Source organism: Xanthomonas sp. 3498 (assembly GCF_014199795.1).
Lineage (GTDB): Bacteria > Pseudomonadota > Gammaproteobacteria > Xanthomonadales > Xanthomonadaceae > Xanthomonas_A > Xanthomonas_A rydalmerensis.
The window spans coordinates 223,686-238,988 of sequence record NZ_JACHOH010000002.1; the positions used below are offsets into that span (position 1 = coordinate 223,686).

Annotated in this window: 25 protein-coding genes; 22 read left to right on the forward strand and 3 right to left on the reverse strand. The window is 65.4% G+C overall.

Annotation, left to right across the window (positions count from 1 at the left end; genetic code table 11):
• Positions 1 to 38 precede the first annotated feature (38 nt).
• Positions 39 to 629: a hypothetical protein gene (locus tag GGR66_RS06005; protein WP_184447625.1), complete on the reverse strand. Its 591-nt coding sequence runs from the start codon at positions 627 to 629 to the stop codon at positions 39 to 41.
• Positions 630 to 701: 72 nt separating this feature from the next.
• Positions 702 to 1,307: a hypothetical protein gene (locus tag GGR66_RS06010; protein ID WP_184447626.1), complete on the reverse strand. Its 606-nt coding sequence runs from the start codon at positions 1,305 to 1,307 to the stop codon at positions 702 to 704.
• Positions 1,308 to 1,375: 68 nt separating this feature from the next.
• Here GGR66_RS06010 and GGR66_RS06015 point away from each other — a divergent pair, with 68 nt between their 5' ends.
• The 22 genes from GGR66_RS06015 to GGR66_RS06120 all read left to right on the forward strand — a co-directional run bounded on the left by GGR66_RS06015 (position 1,376) and on the right by GGR66_RS06120 (position 14,963).
• Positions 1,376 to 1,744 (forward strand): Ref family recombination enhancement nuclease, encoded by a 369-nt coding sequence (locus GGR66_RS06015; RefSeq protein ID WP_184447627.1) that lies wholly within the window; start codon positions 1,376 to 1,378, stop codon positions 1,742 to 1,744.
• Entirely contained in the window at positions 1,741 to 2,064 is a 324-nt protein-coding gene (locus GGR66_RS06020) for a hypothetical protein (protein ID WP_184447628.1), read from the forward strand. Before GGR66_RS06015 ends, GGR66_RS06020 begins: the two co-directional genes overlap by 4 nt.
• 902 nt (positions 2,065 to 2,966) lie before the next feature.
• On the forward strand, positions 2,967 to 3,260 hold the full coding sequence (locus tag GGR66_RS06025) for an ADP-ribosyl-(dinitrogen reductase) hydrolase (RefSeq protein ID WP_184447629.1): 294 nt from the start codon (positions 2,967 to 2,969) through the stop codon (positions 3,258 to 3,260).
• A 15-nt stretch (positions 3,261 to 3,275) separates the two neighbouring features.
• Entirely contained in the window at positions 3,276 to 3,638 is a 363-nt protein-coding gene (locus GGR66_RS06030; protein WP_184447630.1) for a hypothetical protein, read from the forward strand.
• A 233-nt stretch (positions 3,639 to 3,871) separates the two neighbouring features.
• Positions 3,872 to 4,357 (forward strand): glycoside hydrolase family 104 protein, encoded by a 486-nt coding sequence (locus GGR66_RS06035; protein ID WP_184447631.1) that lies wholly within the window; start codon positions 3,872 to 3,874, stop codon positions 4,355 to 4,357.
• Between the two features lie 16 nt (positions 4,358 to 4,373).
• The gene (locus GGR66_RS06040) at positions 4,374 to 4,832 is read left to right on the forward strand and encodes a hypothetical protein (protein WP_184447632.1); all 459 of its coding nucleotides are present in this window, start codon (positions 4,374 to 4,376) and stop codon (positions 4,830 to 4,832) included.
• Positions 4,816 to 5,133, forward strand: a complete 318-nt coding sequence (locus GGR66_RS06045; protein WP_184447633.1) for a hypothetical protein — start codon at positions 4,816 to 4,818, stop codon at positions 5,131 to 5,133. The genes GGR66_RS06040 and GGR66_RS06045 overlap by 17 nt, the downstream gene beginning before the upstream one ends.
• Before the next feature lie 22 nt (positions 5,134 to 5,155).
• Entirely contained in the window at positions 5,156 to 5,650 is a 495-nt protein-coding gene (locus GGR66_RS06050) for a hypothetical protein (protein WP_184447634.1), read from the forward strand.
• A 269-nt stretch (positions 5,651 to 5,919) separates the two neighbouring features.
• Positions 5,920 to 6,249 (forward strand): HNH endonuclease signature motif containing protein, encoded by a 330-nt coding sequence (locus GGR66_RS06055; RefSeq protein WP_184447635.1) that lies wholly within the window; start codon positions 5,920 to 5,922, stop codon positions 6,247 to 6,249.
• 148 nt (positions 6,250 to 6,397) lie between these two features.
• A complete protein-coding gene (locus GGR66_RS06060; protein ID WP_184447636.1) occupies positions 6,398 to 6,832 on the forward strand; it encodes a hypothetical protein in 435 nt (144 codons plus the stop codon).
• A 1-nt stretch (position 6,833) separates the two neighbouring features.
• Positions 6,834 to 8,525 (forward strand): terminase large subunit, encoded by a 1,692-nt coding sequence (locus tag GGR66_RS06065; RefSeq protein WP_184447637.1) that lies wholly within the window; start codon positions 6,834 to 6,836, stop codon positions 8,523 to 8,525.
• 8 nt (positions 8,526 to 8,533) lie between these two features.
• Positions 8,534 to 9,799: a phage portal protein gene (locus GGR66_RS06070; protein WP_184447638.1), complete on the forward strand. Its 1,266-nt coding sequence runs from the start codon at positions 8,534 to 8,536 to the stop codon at positions 9,797 to 9,799.
• Positions 9,777 to 10,616 carry a head maturation protease, ClpP-related gene (locus GGR66_RS06075; RefSeq protein ID WP_184447639.1) on the forward strand — a complete coding sequence of 280 codons (840 nt, stop codon included), beginning with the start codon at positions 9,777 to 9,779 and terminating at the stop codon, positions 10,614 to 10,616. The genes GGR66_RS06070 and GGR66_RS06075 overlap by 23 nt, the downstream gene beginning before the upstream one ends.
• A gap of 5 nt (positions 10,617 to 10,621) precedes the next feature.
• Positions 10,622 to 11,869: a phage major capsid protein gene (locus tag GGR66_RS06080; protein WP_184447640.1), complete on the forward strand. Its 1,248-nt coding sequence runs from the start codon at positions 10,622 to 10,624 to the stop codon at positions 11,867 to 11,869.
• Positions 11,870 to 11,938: 69 nt separating this feature from the next.
• Positions 11,939 to 12,193: a hypothetical protein gene (locus GGR66_RS06085; protein WP_184448136.1), complete on the forward strand. Its 255-nt coding sequence runs from the start codon at positions 11,939 to 11,941 to the stop codon at positions 12,191 to 12,193.
• A gap of 3 nt (positions 12,194 to 12,196) precedes the next feature.
• Positions 12,197 to 12,676, forward strand: a complete 480-nt coding sequence (locus GGR66_RS06090; RefSeq protein ID WP_184447641.1) for a head-tail connector protein — start codon at positions 12,197 to 12,199, stop codon at positions 12,674 to 12,676.
• Positions 12,673 to 13,023 carry a phage head closure protein gene (locus GGR66_RS06095; protein ID WP_184447642.1) on the forward strand — a complete coding sequence of 117 codons (351 nt, stop codon included), beginning with the start codon at positions 12,673 to 12,675 and terminating at the stop codon, positions 13,021 to 13,023. Before GGR66_RS06090 ends, GGR66_RS06095 begins: the two co-directional genes overlap by 4 nt.
• Positions 13,016 to 13,417, forward strand: a complete 402-nt coding sequence (locus tag GGR66_RS06100) for an HK97-gp10 family putative phage morphogenesis protein (RefSeq protein WP_184447643.1) — start codon at positions 13,016 to 13,018, stop codon at positions 13,415 to 13,417. Before GGR66_RS06095 ends, GGR66_RS06100 begins: the two co-directional genes overlap by 8 nt.
• Entirely contained in the window at positions 13,414 to 13,749 is a 336-nt protein-coding gene (locus tag GGR66_RS06105; protein WP_184447644.1) for a DUF3168 domain-containing protein, read from the forward strand. The genes GGR66_RS06100 and GGR66_RS06105 overlap by 4 nt, the downstream gene beginning before the upstream one ends.
• A 67-nt stretch (positions 13,750 to 13,816) precedes the next feature.
• Entirely contained in the window at positions 13,817 to 14,275 is a 459-nt protein-coding gene (locus GGR66_RS06110; RefSeq protein ID WP_184447645.1) for a phage tail protein, read from the forward strand.
• 5 nt (positions 14,276 to 14,280) lie between these two features.
• Positions 14,281 to 14,631 carry a hypothetical protein gene (locus GGR66_RS06115; RefSeq protein WP_184447646.1) on the forward strand — a complete coding sequence of 117 codons (351 nt, stop codon included), beginning with the start codon at positions 14,281 to 14,283 and terminating at the stop codon, positions 14,629 to 14,631.
• A 65-nt stretch (positions 14,632 to 14,696) separates the two neighbouring features.
• Positions 14,697 to 14,963 carry a hypothetical protein gene (locus GGR66_RS06120; protein WP_221236361.1) on the forward strand — a complete coding sequence of 89 codons (267 nt, stop codon included), beginning with the start codon at positions 14,697 to 14,699 and terminating at the stop codon, positions 14,961 to 14,963.
• Between the two features lie 2 nt (positions 14,964 to 14,965).
• On the opposite strand, the gene GGR66_RS06125 is transcribed toward GGR66_RS06120, so the two are convergent.
• The gene (locus GGR66_RS06125; RefSeq protein WP_184448137.1) at positions 14,966 to 15,226 is read right to left on the reverse strand and encodes a hypothetical protein; all 261 of its coding nucleotides are present in this window, start codon (positions 15,224 to 15,226) and stop codon (positions 14,966 to 14,968) included.
• Positions 15,227 to 15,303: the final 77 nt, after the last annotated feature.

Here is a 15,303-nt window from a genome sequence, read left to right on the forward strand (position 1 = left end):
TCCGCCGCAAGGCAAATGGCGATCCTGGTCTTGCAATCTCAGTCACGCATACCGCGGATCCCTTCGAGAGCGCTATCACAGTGGGCGAGAGCAGCGCGCATGTGCTCAAGATATTGCGGGTACTCCTCCGGCAGCAGTATGCCGATTTCAGCCACGTCCATGGCTTCTTGATAGCGGAAGACCGCACGCAGCAGCTGGGATCCAGGTTCGCCCAGTCGGTGGAGCTCGGCAACGTTTCTCCAAAGTTGCTCTGGCACAAGGCGCGACGACACGGTGCCGCAGTCGGGATGCTGGTACTCGACCGACCATACTGCCTCCTGCAGGTTGGAGCGAAGGCGCTTGATATCCGTGAGGAGCACCGCTCCAAGACTCAAGGCTGCGCGGGCCTCCCTGTCCCTGGTGTCCAGCAGTTCCGATATTCGTTGCCACCTCGCGATGAGGACGGCAGCACAGATCGCCAGTACGGAGCCAACGGCCTGCACCCAGGCCGGCCAGTCAATCGGCTTGCCGGCGGCGACATGGACCTTGCCCGAGGGTGGCGTGACGAGGCCCCAGGCGAAGAGCGCGCCGAAGCCAAACGCCATGATCAGCAGAACCACTGTGTCTCGCCCGAACGGCCGTTCCTTCATGTCGATCTCCCCTGTGGTGGCTGGATTCTAGCCAACTCGCGGCTCGCGGCCGCTGAGAGCGGGGTGCGAGCTCTACGGATTGACATCAAAGAGGAAGATGCGAACGGCTACAGCGGCAACGCTGCAGCGTTCCTCTGCGTACCTGATGCAACGAAAGAAGGTCGACTGATCCTCGAAGCGGAGCCTTTCCGTTTTCAGGAGGCGCCGAGCATCTTCATAGGCATTGATCGCCGTGAAGCCGGGACCCCCAGCGTCGGCCATGAGGTGAAGCTGGGATTCAAGGTCCCGTACTTCCTGGGGGACTTCCTGCATCACCATGTGGAAGTTGGCTCCGGTAGAAGCGCCCTTCTCCGCGACAGCAATTACGTCCCTGATGGTGACAAGGAATCTCTCAAGGATGCGGTTGGCCAGAACGTATCTGGCCTTCTTGTCGAGCAACTCTCGCTCGGCTCGCTCGGCCTTCGCCGTCAGGTGCGTCCAAACCGCAATTCCTATCACGGCGCCGATGCCGGCAAGGCTGCCGACCGCCTGTATCCAGGACGGAGCAAGTGGGTCCTTCAGGACGACAGGGACGCTGCCGAGAGCAGGCCAGAGCAGCAATGTTGTGGTGAGTCCTCCCGCGGCGAAGCAAATTGCCGACGGAATAGGCGCAAACCGAACCTTCCAGCGAACCTTCATTCCCTGCTCCAGCGCTCCATCTCGGACGATTCTAGCGGATGGTCGGCCGGGCGCTGGAGTGCGGCAGTATGATCGGTACCAGCACCAGGCCGCCCACCCCGGCGGAGGCCGCCCGCATCGTGGCGGCGAAAGAAGGGCCGTGCATGGCCTGCCTGAGCGCGGCAGCTGCTGGGCTGATGCTGCCGCAGGAGGTGGTGATCGGCTGCGACTACAACCACACCAAGAGCGGCAACATCCGCCGCGGCCACATGTACGGGTATGCCCTGTGCACCTGGCACCACCGTCGGCACCCGCGAGAGGGCTGGACGCTGGCTGACACGCGGGAGCGCTACGGCCCGAGCCTGATGGACGGCTCGCGGCTGTTCCACGAGACGTATGGATCGGACGACGAGCTGATCGAGCAGCAGACCTACGTGCTGGAGCACGAGACGGCATGAGCACGCTGGAAGAAGACCTGAAGCCGTTTCAGACGGTGGACCTTGCCGCGGAGGTGGCGCGCCGGCTCGGCGCTGAGCCGCCGCCGGCAGCCAGGGCGTCGGCGGCGGCACCGGCACAAAAGGACGCGAAGCCGTTCAAGAAGCGGTCGGATTGGGCCAGGGACCAGATCGCCAACCTGGAGCGCAACCTGGCGAAGGTGGAAGCCGAGTACGCCACGGCCGCCGGCATGCGGCGCAAGCAGACCGCGATTGCCACGATCACGGCAGAGATCCAGAAGTTTCGACGAATCGCCACTGCGGCGGAACGCAAAGGGGAGTGACCATGGCGGGAGAGACGATGAACGGCGCGGTGAAGGTTTGCGCCGAGTGCGGCTGCGCGCGGGTGCGGTTGGTGATCCGGGATCGAGGGGAGCGGGCACGGCTGCAATGCACGCGCTGCGGCGCACGCGGCGCCGAGGCGACTGGCGAGTCGGCGGTATGGTTCGCAGAGTATGCGTGGGCACACGGGCGGCCGATCCGAGACACGAGCCGCTATGGCGGCCCAGCGGCGCCTGTCCGAGGAGGAGAGGAGGCGGCAAAGGGTGATGACCGCGATCCCTTGGAGCTGCTGGCGCGCATGCTGGTGGGCGGTGGCTACCGGGTGCCCGTAGAGGGGCGGGGTACCAAAGGAGCCCTGACGAGCGCCGACATCGCTGGAGCACTGGCGTACATGAAGGATCCCCTTCAGCGGGCGACAGTCCTCGCGGTGGCAACCCGCGCAGGGGACGCAGAAGTTGCCAGGCTGGCTGACCATGCATTCCGCCATGTGGCCGAGCACTTTCACACGGAGCGCTTCGGGCCGTTGTCTCTAAAGCTGCCGGCAGACCGTTGGAGGCTCCGACTGGTCGTGCACGCGGCAGCCACAGAGTTGGTGTGGCCGGAGCGGCGCAGGCCGCATGGCGAGTTGGCCAAGGAGGCCAAGATGCGGAAAAGTACCTATTTGCAAGCACACGCCAGCGCTCTAGCGTTGCTCCAAGAGGCCCTGAGCCTGGGCAGGCGCAGCTTCAGCGGAAAGCTGTTTCAGGCTGGTTTCACTAATTCTCAAGGGTTGAAGAGAATCGTGTCAGTCGCCACATAGGGCTAAAGGGTGCATGACTGAAGCCGAAAACGTGATAGGCGCATGGTTGTATATACAGACTCGCTGTATATACAATCCTTCAACGGTACCCCGGAGACGCCAAGGATGGATGTTCGGATTTCTGCACGAGTGCGGGAAAAGCTTGAGTTGAAGCATGGTGTCACGCCGCTTGAGGTCTACCAATGCTTCCTGAACAGAGACGGCCCATCCTTCCGAGACAACCGAGAAGACCATGAAACCGACCCCCCCACCCAGTGGTTCATTGCAGAGACTGATCACGGCCGCAAACTGAAGGTCGTGTACGTTCAGTACCCTGATTTCTTCGCCATCAAATCAGCGTTCGAGCCCACGCAGAAGTGGGTCACGGACTACGAAACCCTGTGCGTTCAGCACAGCTAACTCTTGGAGCAAAAAATGAACAACATGGTCGACAAGGCTGTCGCCGAGAGCCCGTGCCCCTGGGAAACAGGGGAACTCGGCACCTCGATCGCGCATGCATACGTCGCGCCCTCTGATCATGGAAGCGCAGTGGACGATGCGCTTGGCTTGCAGATGATCTCGCTCCGCCTACAGAAGAAGTTGATCGCTGACCTGAAGCTCATTGCGGAGGCCGAAGGCTTGGGCTATCAGCCACTGATTCGTCGCGTGCTGATGCGATTCGCGGCGGCTGAGTTCCGAAACAGAGCGCACGGTAAGCTTGCGCCTACGTTGTCGGATTTCGGCGGCAGTCCCGACTGCGATGAAGAGGTGCCACAGATGAGGGTGGCTGTTGGTTGAGCCACTGGTCAGGTAAAAGAAGAGCCCCGCGTTGCGGGGCTTTTTTTTGCCCGCCGACTTCCTCATGAGGAGATTTTTCTCCTCATGAGGAAGAAGTTGCCTCAGGAACTGGTAGTGGCATCAAATGCCTAGCATGGGCGAAGCTGTGCAACCGCGCCCGCACGAAGAAGTCCCGACGACACACCAGCAGAGGCCCTGCCACGCGGCGGGGCTTTCGCGTTTCTGGAGGCAGCATGGCTTTCATCACTCCCGAGCAGGCCGGCGGCCGCAACGTCGTGGCCTTCCTCGACATGCTGGCGTGGTCGGAGGGCACGGACAACGGCAAGCAGCTCACTGCGGACCATGGCTACGACGTGCTGGTCGGTGGTGGCTTGTTCCGGAGCTACGCCGACCACCCGCGAGTGCTGGTGGACCTGCCGAAGCTGGGCATCAAGTCCACGGCGGCGGGCCGCTACCAGCTGCTGCAGCGCTACTACGTCGCGTACAGCAAGTCGCTCGGCCTGGGGGACTTCTCGCCGCTGAGCCAGGATCTGATCGCCCTGCAGCAGATCAAGGAGCGCGGCGCGCTGAAGCTGATCCAGGCCGGCAACATCAAGTCGGCCATCGCCAAGGTGAGCAACATCTGGGCGAGCCTGCCGGGCGCCGGCTTCGGCCAGCACGAGCACTCAATCGATGACCTGCTGGCCGCGTACAAGCGCGCCGGCGGCGCGGTGGCCTGACGTGCCCCGTATCACCATGGCCCAGGCCGCCGCGGCGGTGCCGGTCGTCGCCGGCATCGCGGCCATGGCCGACAACTGGCCGGCGGTGAAGCTTTTCCTGGTGGACGTGGGCGAGTACATGACCACGCCGCTGGCAGAGGCCATGTGGCAGAGCCTGGTGATCAGTGTCAGCGTCGGCCTGGTGCTGCCGCACCTGCCGCAGCAAATCGGCATGCGCGCCGTGTGGTCCGCAGACCATACAAAGGCGCGGATCCGGTTCTGGTCCTGCCTGCTGGCCATCGCCATCTGCTGGGCGCGCGTACCGACGCCGCGCGGGTTCTGGTACTCGCTGATCTGTGGCTTCGCCGCGATGGGGCTGTGGACCACCGCTGCGGGCTGGATCTACCGCATATGGCCGTGCGCCCGGCCCGAATCGCTGAAGCCAAACCCGGCCGACGCACAGGACGAAGGAGCCGGCGATGGCCCGCGCGCGTAGCCACAAGGAGGCGATCAAGGGCCTGCAGCAGGCGCTGGCACTGATCGACACGCGAAACGCCAGGCCCACCGCCGGCCTGCTGGACTCGCTGCGCTCGATGGTGTCGGACGCGGTCGAGATCCTGAAGGAGCCAGACCCGGTGACGCGCAGTGCGCTGCTGGCTGTGGCGATGCTCGTGGAGAGCACCGAGGTCATCCAGGCCAAGCGGAACGGCAAGAACATCACAAGGATCTCGATCACCGACCAGCTGGCATACAACTGGGCGATGAACCGGATCCACGAACTGGCAGCCGGCAAGTAGCCGGCTTGATGGAGCACCGACCGTGAATCGCATCCTGCTCATCCTCGGCGCCGTCCTGCTGTGGTCGGCGGCCATGTTCGGTGCCGGCTGGTCCTGGCGCGGCGACCGCGCACAGGGCGCGACCGCGACGCGCGACGCCGGCGACGCGAAGGGCGAGGCCGCGGCACAGGCCGACGCCCGCCAGACCGAGCACACCCAGGGCCAGGCGATGGCCGACATCGGAGCGAAGCATGAAGAAGACCGTACAGCGGCCGCGGCCGTCCCTGCTGCTGTTGTTGCTGACCTGCGCGCTGGCAATCTCAAGCTGCGGGACGGTTGGGCAAGTTGCGAAACCCAACGTCTGTCCGAAGCCAGCGCCAGCACCCGCGAACGTGATGCGGCAACCCAGTACCGAGAAGAGTTTGCGGCACGAATTGTTCGAATCGGACGGGACGCCGACGACCAGCTACGAGCCGCCCAGGCTGTGATCAAGGCGGATCGGGAGGGGTCGGCTTCCGCGGGGAAAAGCGGTCAATGACCCAGAAGAGGCATGAAAGCGCCTGCAGCGCCATGTTCAGATATTCGATGTGGTCTTGCATGTGGTTACTGCCCTCCGGTTGAGTGAAATGCCAGTGTGATAGGGCTTCGCGAGCAATCAACGGTGTCCGCTCCGGCTGCTCCTCTATCCCTTACGGCACGAAATTCCCCGCCGGCCTGGTGCGGACTCTCCGCCGGACGGCGTGGCCGTTCCACTTCCGGGATTGCCGACCCGATAGGGCGGCCTGGACTATCAGAGAGGAAGGGCGCATGGGTCGGCTCAGCACGGTACCGAGCAGGCTGAAGCAGGTTGAGAGCCGGCTAGCGTCGATCAACACCGACAGCTGGCGAGCGGGGAAGCAGAGCAGCACCGCGCGCGGCTACGACTACAGGTGGCAGCAGTACCGCAAGCGCTACCTGCAGGAGCATCCGCTTTGCTTGATGTGCGAGGCGACTGGGCGCGTCGAGGCATCGACAGTCGTCGACCACGTGGTCCCGCACCGAGGCGACAAGCGGTTGTTCTGGGATCCGACGAACCACCAGGCGCTGTGCAAGAACTGCCACGACGGAGCAAAGCAGCGCGCCGAGCGCGGAACCTGAACAGACAAGCTGAACGGGCGCGACGAGGTCGGGAGCCAAGCGGCTCGAAGGGGTGGGGGTGGTCGAAAGTTTGCCGTCGCATCGCGGCCTAGACCGGTCCCCCTCCCACGCGCAGAAAAAATTCCCCTTTGGGCGAGGAAATCAGCAAATGGCAGGCGTGAAGGGCAAGAGCGGCGGCCCGCGTAAAAACGCTGGTGGCGCAAGGCCTGGCGCCGGTCGGAAGCCGAAATCTGCGACCCCGCCGGCGCCTCCGAAATCAGCAAATGGCAGGGCCAAGGCCAAGCCGAAAGCGGCATCGGCGGTGGAGGTGAAGCTGGAGTCGCAAGCGCACGGCGGGGCGCTGAAGCGATCGAAGGATCAGCCGGTGCAGCAGGACGATCAGGACATGCTGACCCTGTTGCAGAACATCGCACTCGGCCGGACCACTGCCAGCGCGATACAGGTGAAGGCGGCCTCGGTCGCGGTGCAGTACACGCATGCCAAGAAGGGCGACGCCGGCAAGAAGGAGGAGAGACAGAAGGCAGCAGAGAAGGTGGGTGGCCGGTTCGCTGCCACGCCGGCACCGCGCCCCCGGATGAACTGAGGTGACCCCGGCTTACTCCACCGCCTGCCCGGACTGGGCGGCGCGACTGCGCGCGGGTGCTTCGATCATCCCCGGGCCGATCTTCCCGGAGCGCGCCGCTGAAGCACTGGCGGTGTTCCGGGAGCTGCGCATCGTCGATGCGCCTGGCAGCCCGACGTTCGGAGAGGCTTGCGAGCAGTGGGTGTTCGACTTCGTGGCGGCCATCTTCGGCGCCTACGACGCGGAGACGGGCCGGCGCCTCATTCGGGAGGTGCTGATGCTCATCCCCAAGAAGAACAGCAAGTCCACGCTCGCGGCCGGGATCATGGTCACCGCGATGATCCTGAACTGGCGCATGTCGGCCGAGATGATCATCTTGGCCCCGACAATCAAGATCGCGAACAACGCCTTTGCGCCGGCGCGGGACATGATCAAGGCCGACGAGGAACTGGTCGAGCTGTTCCAGGTGCAGGACCACATCCGGACGATCACGCACCGGCTGACGAAGGCGACCTTGACCGTACTGGCCGCCGACAGCGACACGGTCGGCGGCAACAAGGCCAGCTGGGTGCTGATCGACGAGGAATGGCTGTTCGGCAAGAAGGCGAACACGGAGGCTATGTTTCGGGAGGCCACCGGCGGCCTGACCTCGCGCCCGGAAGGGATCGTGATCAAGCTCAGCACCCAGTCCGACGAGCCGCCGGCAGGGGTGTTCAAGGCGGACCTGCAGCGCATGCGTTCGATCCGCGACGGGTTGATCGTCGATGCGACCTCGCTGCCGGTGCTCTACGAGCACCCGCCGGAGATGATCGCTTCGGGCGACCATCTGAAGTTGGAGAACCTGAAGCTCGTCAATCCGAACTTCGGCGTCTCGGTCGATGAGGAGTATCTGCGGCGCGAGTACACGAAGGCGGACCAGGAGGGAGAGCACGCGCTCCGCGGTTTCTTGGCAAAGCACGGAAACGTGGAGGTCGGCCAGAACCTGCGGTCGGATCGTTGGGCTGGTGCCGACTTCTGGCAGGCCCGCGCCGGCGCGGCCCTGTCGTTGGAGGACTTGATTGAGCGCTGCGAGGTTGTGACCGTCGGCATCGACGGCGGTGGTCTCGACGATCTTCTTGGTCTGGCCGCTGTCGGTCGCGAACGGAACAGCCGCCGATGGCTGGCATGGTTCCACGCGTGGGCACATGAAATCGTACTGGAGCGCCGCAAGGACGTGGTCTCACACCTGCGCGACTTCCAGCGCGACGGGCATCTGACCATCGTCGAGTTGCCCGGCCTCGACGTCCAGCAAGTCGCCGACGCGATATGCCAGATCAAGGACGCAGGACTGCTGCCGGAGCAACACGCCATCGGCGTGGATCCCGCAGGGATCGGCGCGATCGTCGATGAACTGACGGCGGAAGACCGCGGCGTCGACATCGGTCAGATCGTGGCGGTGTCCCAGGGCTGGAAGCTAAACGGCGCGATCAAGACGACGGAGCGCGCCCTGGCCGGCGGGAGCCTCACCCATGGCGGCCAAGCACTGATGGCCTGGTGCGTCGGCAATGCCAAGGTGGTGCCGGTCGGCAACGCCATCACGATCACCAAGCAGGTCAGCGGCTCCGCAAAGATCGACCCCCTGATGGCGCTATTCAACGCGGTGTCCCTGATGGCCCTGAACCCTGTTGCGCGGCGGACCTCGGTGTACGAGGAGCGCGGCTTTCGTTACCTCTGAGGGATTCCATGTCTCGTTTCGATGCAGCTTCGCTGCAAGCGCTGGACGCGATCTGGCGCGGCGAGGCCGCGCCGAGCCGGCCGCGTGCCAGCGCCGAGTCGCAGAGCTTCAACGGCTTGGACGATCCGCGGCTCTTGGAGTTCATCCGCACCGGGTCCGGCGAACAGTCAGGCGGCGAGCAGTTGCGCAACATGGCCGTCCTGCGCTGCGTTTCGCTGATCTGCGGGACGATCGGGATGCTGCCGATCAGTCTCATCGACGACGGCCCGGAAAAGCGTGTTGCCTCCGAGCATCCTGCGCACCGGCTGCTGAAGGTGAAGCCCAACCCGTTCCAGACGCCGCTGGAGTTCAAGCGACAGATGGAGCTGGCGCTGCTGCGGCATGGCAACGCCTATGGCCGGATCGTCTGGTCGGCCGGCCGGCCGATCGCAGTTATTCCGCTCGACAGCACGGCGATGGACCCGAGCCTCGGCGATGACTGGAGGATGGTCTATCGCTACAGCTCCAAGAACCGCGGCGAGGTAGTGCTGCGGCAGGAAGAGGTTTTTCACCTGCGCGACCTGTCGGCAGACGGGGTCAGCGGCCTGTCCAGAATGAGACTGGCGGATCGGGCGATTCGACTGGCACTTGACGCGGAGCAGGCCGCCTCCCGGTTGTTCAACACCGGCAACATGGCTGGCGGTGCGATCGAGGTGCCGAACGCCTTGAGCGACCAAGCGTATGACCGCATGCGCGCCAGCCTGGACACCGAATTCGCCGGCGTCAGGAGCAACCAGCGCTGGATGATCGTGGAAGAGGGCGGCAAGGCAAACCAGTTCGGCAGCAACGCTCGCGATGCCCAGCAGACCGAGAACCGCAACATGCAGGTTGAGGAAGCGGCGCGAGCGTTCGGCGTGCCACGCCCGCTCCTGATGATGGACGACACGAGCTGGGGCTCTGGCATCGAGCAACTCGGCATCTTCTTTCTGCAGTACACGATGCTGGAGCGCTTCACCAACTGGGAGCAGGCCGCGGCGCGCTCGTTCCTGACCGACTCGGAGCTGGACCGCTACCAGTTCAAGTACAACGTGCGCGCGCTCATGCGCGGCACCCTGAAAGACCAAGCAGAGTTCTTCGCCAAGGCGCTCGGCGCCGGCGGCCAATCGCCGTGGCACACCCAGAACGAGGTGCGCGACCTCTTGGATTACCCCGAGTCGACGCAGCCCGGCACCGACGACCTGCGAAACCCGATGACCCAGAAGGGACCGAGCAATGAGCCTCCGCAAGCTGCCTGAGATCCGCGCCGACCAACGCTTGGGCGCGGCGCAGTTCGACATGCGTCCCGACGCGCTGGAGAGGTGGGAGCCCGAGGTGCGGGCAGCCGGCGCCTCCGACACCGCGATCTCGATCTACGACGCCATCGGCGACAACTGGGAAGGGACCGGCGTCACCGCAAAGCGGATCAGCGCCGCTTTGCGCTCGATCGGCCAGCAGGACGTCGTGGTGAACGTCAATTCCCCGGGTGGCGACTTCTTCGAGGGGGTCGCGATCTACAACCTGCTGCGCGAGCACAAGGCCAAGGTCACCGTGCAGGTGATGGGCCTGGCGGCGTCCGCCGCGTCGGTCATCGCCATGGCCGGCGACGAGATACTGATGGGCGATGGCGCGTTTCTTATGATCCACAACGCCTGGGCGGTCGCAATCGGCAACCGCCACGACATGGCGGACGCTGCTTCGCGACTGGAGCCTTTCGACGCCGCTATGGCACGGGTCTACGCCGACCGCGCGGGCATCCCGGTGGCCGAGGCTGCCCGCATGATGGATCAAGAGACCTGGATCGGCGCGAGCGATGCGGTCGACGGCGGCTTTGCCGATGGCCTGCTCGGGGGCGAGTCCGTCGTGAAGGACGGCAAGGCGGCCGGCGGTCGCAAGGCACTCGCGCTGGTGGAGGCGGCCATGGCCCAGGCCGGCCACTCGCGCTCCATGCGCCGAGACACCCTGAAGTCCCTTTTTTCCGGCACGCCGAGCGCTGCCGGAGCCGCCACGCCGCGCGCTGGCTCCGAAGACGCAGCCTTGCTGCAGACCCTGCTGAAAACCATCACCACGAGGTAATACAGATGAACGCGATGAAGAACAGCTGCGTCCCGCGCGGCTTGATGGCCGTGCGCGCCGATGGCGGTAATCCGACCGAGGTCAAGGCCCTGGTCGAGGCGCTGAACAAGGCTTTCGACGAGTTCAAGGCCGAGCACAACAAGCAGCTCGACGAGATCAAGAAGGGCAACGCCGACGCACTGCAGGCGCTGAAGGTCGACAACATCAACGCCGACATCAGCCGGCTGCAGAAGGCGGTCGACGACGCCAACATGCAGTTGGCGTCCGCGCAGGTCGGTGGCGGCGCCGCGGAGAAGGTCAAGGACCGCGAGTACAGCGATGCATTCCGCGCGCACTTCAAGAAGGGCGACGTGCAGGCCGCGCTGAATAAGGGCGCCGCCCAGGACGGCGGCTATCTGGCTCCGGTCGAATGGGACCGCACCATCACCGACAAGCTGGTGCTGGTTTCGCCGATGCGGCAGTTGGCCACCGTCCAGTCCGTGGGCGGCGCCGGCCTCACCAAGCTCTTCAACATGGGCGGCACGGCGTCGGGCTGGGTCGGCGAGACCGACGCGCGACCGCAGACGGCGACCGGCCAGTTCGCGTCGCTGGCCTTCGGCTGGGGCGAGATCTACGCCAATCCGGCGGCGACCCAGCAGCTGCTGGATGATGCCGAGATCAACCTGGAGGCGTGGCTGGCCGGCGAGGTCGAGACCGAGTTCTCCGGGCAGGAGGGCCTGGCCTTCGTTTCGGGCGATGGCGTCAACAAGCCGTTCGGCATCCTGACCTACGTCACCGGCGGGGCGAATGCTGCCAAGCACCCGTTCGGCGCCATCACCGCGGTCAACAGTGGCGCCGCCGCGGCCATCACGTCCGACGGCGTGCTGGATCTGATCTACGACCTGCCGTCGGCCTTCACCGGCAATGCGCGCTTCGCGTCGAACCGGAAGACGCAGGGAGTGGTGCGCAAGCTGAAGGACGGCGAGGGCAACTATCTGTGGCAGCCGTCCTACGTGGCAGGCCAGCCCGCCACGCTGGCTGGCTTCCCGGTCGCCGAGGTGCCCGACATGCCGGACGTGGCCGCGAACTCGACCCCGATCCTGTTCGGCGACTTCGCGCGCACTTACACGGTGTTCGACCGCATGGGCGTGCGCGTGCTGCGCGACCCGTACACCGCCAAGCCCTACGTTCTGTTCTACACGACCAAGCGCGTGGGCGGCGGCGTGCACAACCCGCAGCCGATGCGGGCGATGAAGGTTGCCGCCGCCGCGTAACCGCAGCGAGCGTTGTGGGTGGCCGGCGCAAGCCGGCCACCGGTTCTTCCTCCCTGATCAAGGTGCAATATGACCAAGCTCATCAAGCCTTTCCGGGGCGTCCCGGATGGCCAGATCTACCCCGTCGAGTTCGCCGCCGGCGATGAGTGCCCACCCGAGTTGGAGGCCGGAGCGCTGGAGGTTGGTGCGATCGAGGCGGTCGATCCGGACGCGGCCGCGAAGGCCGCGGTTCTGGAACAGCTCGAAGCCGCCGGCATCACCTACGACAAGCGCTGGGGCCTGGCCAAGCTTCAGGCCGCGCTGGAAGCTGGCAAGAAGGGCTGATCCGTGGCGCTGCTGACGCCCATCCAGTGCCGCGCGCAGTGTCGCGTCGACGGTGACTATGCCGATGATGAGCTCGCGTGGTTGCTTCAGTCGGCCGAGGATGTAGCTGCGGCTTACCTCAACCGCACGATCTATGCGGACCAGACGGCGCTGGACGCCTCGCTGACATCCCTGCCATCGGACAGCGCTACTGCGGCGTCCGCCTACGCTGCGGCAGTGGCCGCGGCCTCGGTGGAGGCAGACCACGCGAAGGCGGACGCGATGCGATCTGTCGCCACGCAGAAACTCGCGACCTACCAGCTCGCGGAGCGGCGCCGGCTCCTTGGCGTCGTCGCGAATGGGAGCATCCTGGCCGCGATTCGCCTGACGCTCGGGCACCTCTGGGCCAATCGGGAAGATGTCTCCGTTGGCGCGGTACCCACTGAACTGCCGATGGGGGCAAAGGCCATCCTGCGGCCGTATCGCCTGGTGCAAACGCCATGAGGGCGGGCGAACTGAACCGACGGCTCAAGCTGCTGAAGCCCAGCCAGGTCAAGGACGGTTTCGGCGACGTCGTCGAGACCTTCGCGGAGGTGGCCGAGGTCTGGGCAAAGGACGAGCCGCTGTCGCTCAAGGGGATGGCCAGTGCGAAGGTCGCCATTCTGGGCGGCGCTGAGACGGCTATCGGACTGCGCTACATCACCATCCGCTACCGGGCCGACGTGACCACGCAGTGGCACCTGGCCTTCGTGGGCGGCCGGTTGGATGGGCAGCAGCTGGCGCTCAAGGATGTTCGGGATGCTGGCGACGGCATCCGCATGTTCCTGATCGCGCAGGCGCTCAATGGCTGACTTCGATCTGCAGGTGCTCGGCCTGGCTGAACTGGAACAGTCGTTGCTGCAGCTAGCTGAGCCGGCTGCGCGGCGCGCGCTCCGCAAAGGCATGCGCCGCGGCGCCATCGTGATCCGCAACGACGCGCGTGCCCGCGTCCGCGTGGCCTCCGGCCGGTTGCGGCGGGCGATACGGAGCCGGGAGCGCAGCGACGAGCAGGGGTGGATCCGAATCGCGATCGAGGTACCGCGTTCGGCCTTCTATGGCCGCTTCGGCGAATACGGCACGAGCAAGATGGCGGCATGGCCGTTCATGCGGCCGGCGGCCGAAAGCAAGACAGAGGAGGCGGTGACCGCCATGCGTGACGCAATCGCCGAAGCGGTGGCGCTGGAGATGCAGAGGGCTCGGCGATGACGCTGGACGAAAAGCTGGTGGCAGCCATGAATGTCGTCACGCCCGCCGTGTTCTCCGCGCCGGCCAAGAATCCTCCGGCGCTCTATGCGACCTACCAGCGCCCCGCGGGACGCCGCCACGCCACGCTGAACTCTGGCCTCGGCGCCGAGCGCGCGACGTTCCAGATCGACGTGTGGGGGCCAGCCAAGGGCGCCACCCGGTTGCTGGCTGACCAGCTCAAGGATCAGCTGCCGCGCATGCTGAAGGTGGGCGACCTCACCGACAACCCGGACGACTACGAGGAAGACACCGGGTTGCACAAGGCCAGCTTCGACGTAGTGGTCTGGGCCTGAGCCAAGACCGTTTTACTCCACGGCCGCCGCGAGGCGGCCTTTTTCTTTCCCGCAAGAGGACACAGCAATGGCCGAAAACCAGGCAATCTCGGCGCAGGACTCTGCGCTCTACGTCAAGGCCGGCACCGCGCCGACCGCACTCAACGACCCCACCAAGTACACCGAGGTGGACGGCATCACCGGCTTCCCGTTCGGTCGCGGCCAGGCCAACACCCTGGACGCGACCAACCTGCGGTCCAAGCAGATCGAGAACATCGCCGGCCTGTCGGGCGGCCAGGCAGTCCAGGTGTCGGGCCAGCGCTGGCCCACCGGCAAGTCCGCAGGCCAGGACATCCTGCAGGCGGCCAACCCGAAGGACGACCTGTACTTCCTGATGGTGCTCCCGTCGGGCGACGCCGCCACCTTCGTCGGCAAGGTCTCCGGCTTCAACGTCAACCCCGGTGTCAACGCGGTGCTGACCTTCACCGCCGACCTGTTGCCGCGCAACTTCACCCTCGTCACCCTTCCCGCGTCTTCCGGAACCTGAGCCCCATGAATCTCCTCACGAAACAGCAGATCCTTTCCGCCGACGATCGCGCGGTCGAAGACATCGAAGTCAAGGAATGGGGCGGCGCGGTCCGCGTCTCCACCATGTCGGCCAGCGACCGCGACAAGTGGGAGCAGGACACCTACGGCGGCGAAGCCACCAAGACCGAGGATTTCCGCGCCCGCTTCGTGTCGCTCTGCCTCGTCAACGAGAAAGGTGCGCGCCTGTTCACCGACAAGGAGGTCGCCCAGTTGGGCGGCAAGTCGGCTGCGGCGCTGGACAGGGTATTCCGCGCCGCCCAGCGCATCAATGCCCTGGGCGTGGTCGAGGCCGAGGCCGCCGAAAAAAAATCCTGAGCCGGCCCGAGCGCCGGCTGCAGTTTCGGCTCGCTTGGCGCCTCGGCTACGCGCATCCGGACCAGATGCTGGCAGGCCTGACCTCCCGCCAGCTCTCGGAGATCTACGCGTTCGCGGCGATCGAGCCGCTGGACCAGCCCCTGCAGAACATGATCGCGCAGCTGACCGACGTGCTGGCGCGCGTGCATGGCAACGACACGACCCACGAGGACTTCCTGCTGGTGCGCCGCGTGCAGTCGCCGGTCGAGGACGCCAGGCAGCGGTCCCAGCAGCTGCTGGAGATGTTCCAGGCCGCTGCACGTCAGAACGATGCGGCGGCGCAGGCCGCATGAAGTCACTTCATGCGCTTATAGCACCGGACCTCCCAACGGTCAGGCTGCTGCTTGAAGTACTCGTAGCCTGCATCGTTCTGTTGCGGTGCATCTAGCGGCCGCACGAAGCAGTCGTAGCCGGCGTCGTGCTGCGCATCGAAGAACCGGTGCATTTCGGCGCGATCCGTGAATGTGCGTCGCATGTCCGCGGTATCGCGCCGCGGCATGAATTGAATTGCAGAGGCCGCGCGCCGCAGGCGCGCTAGCAGCTTCGAAACGTCCATGTGTGTCGCCGGTTCCCTGAGCTGGCCCGCGAACTATCGCACACCCGAAAACCCCCGAACAGAGACCGCTGCAGGCG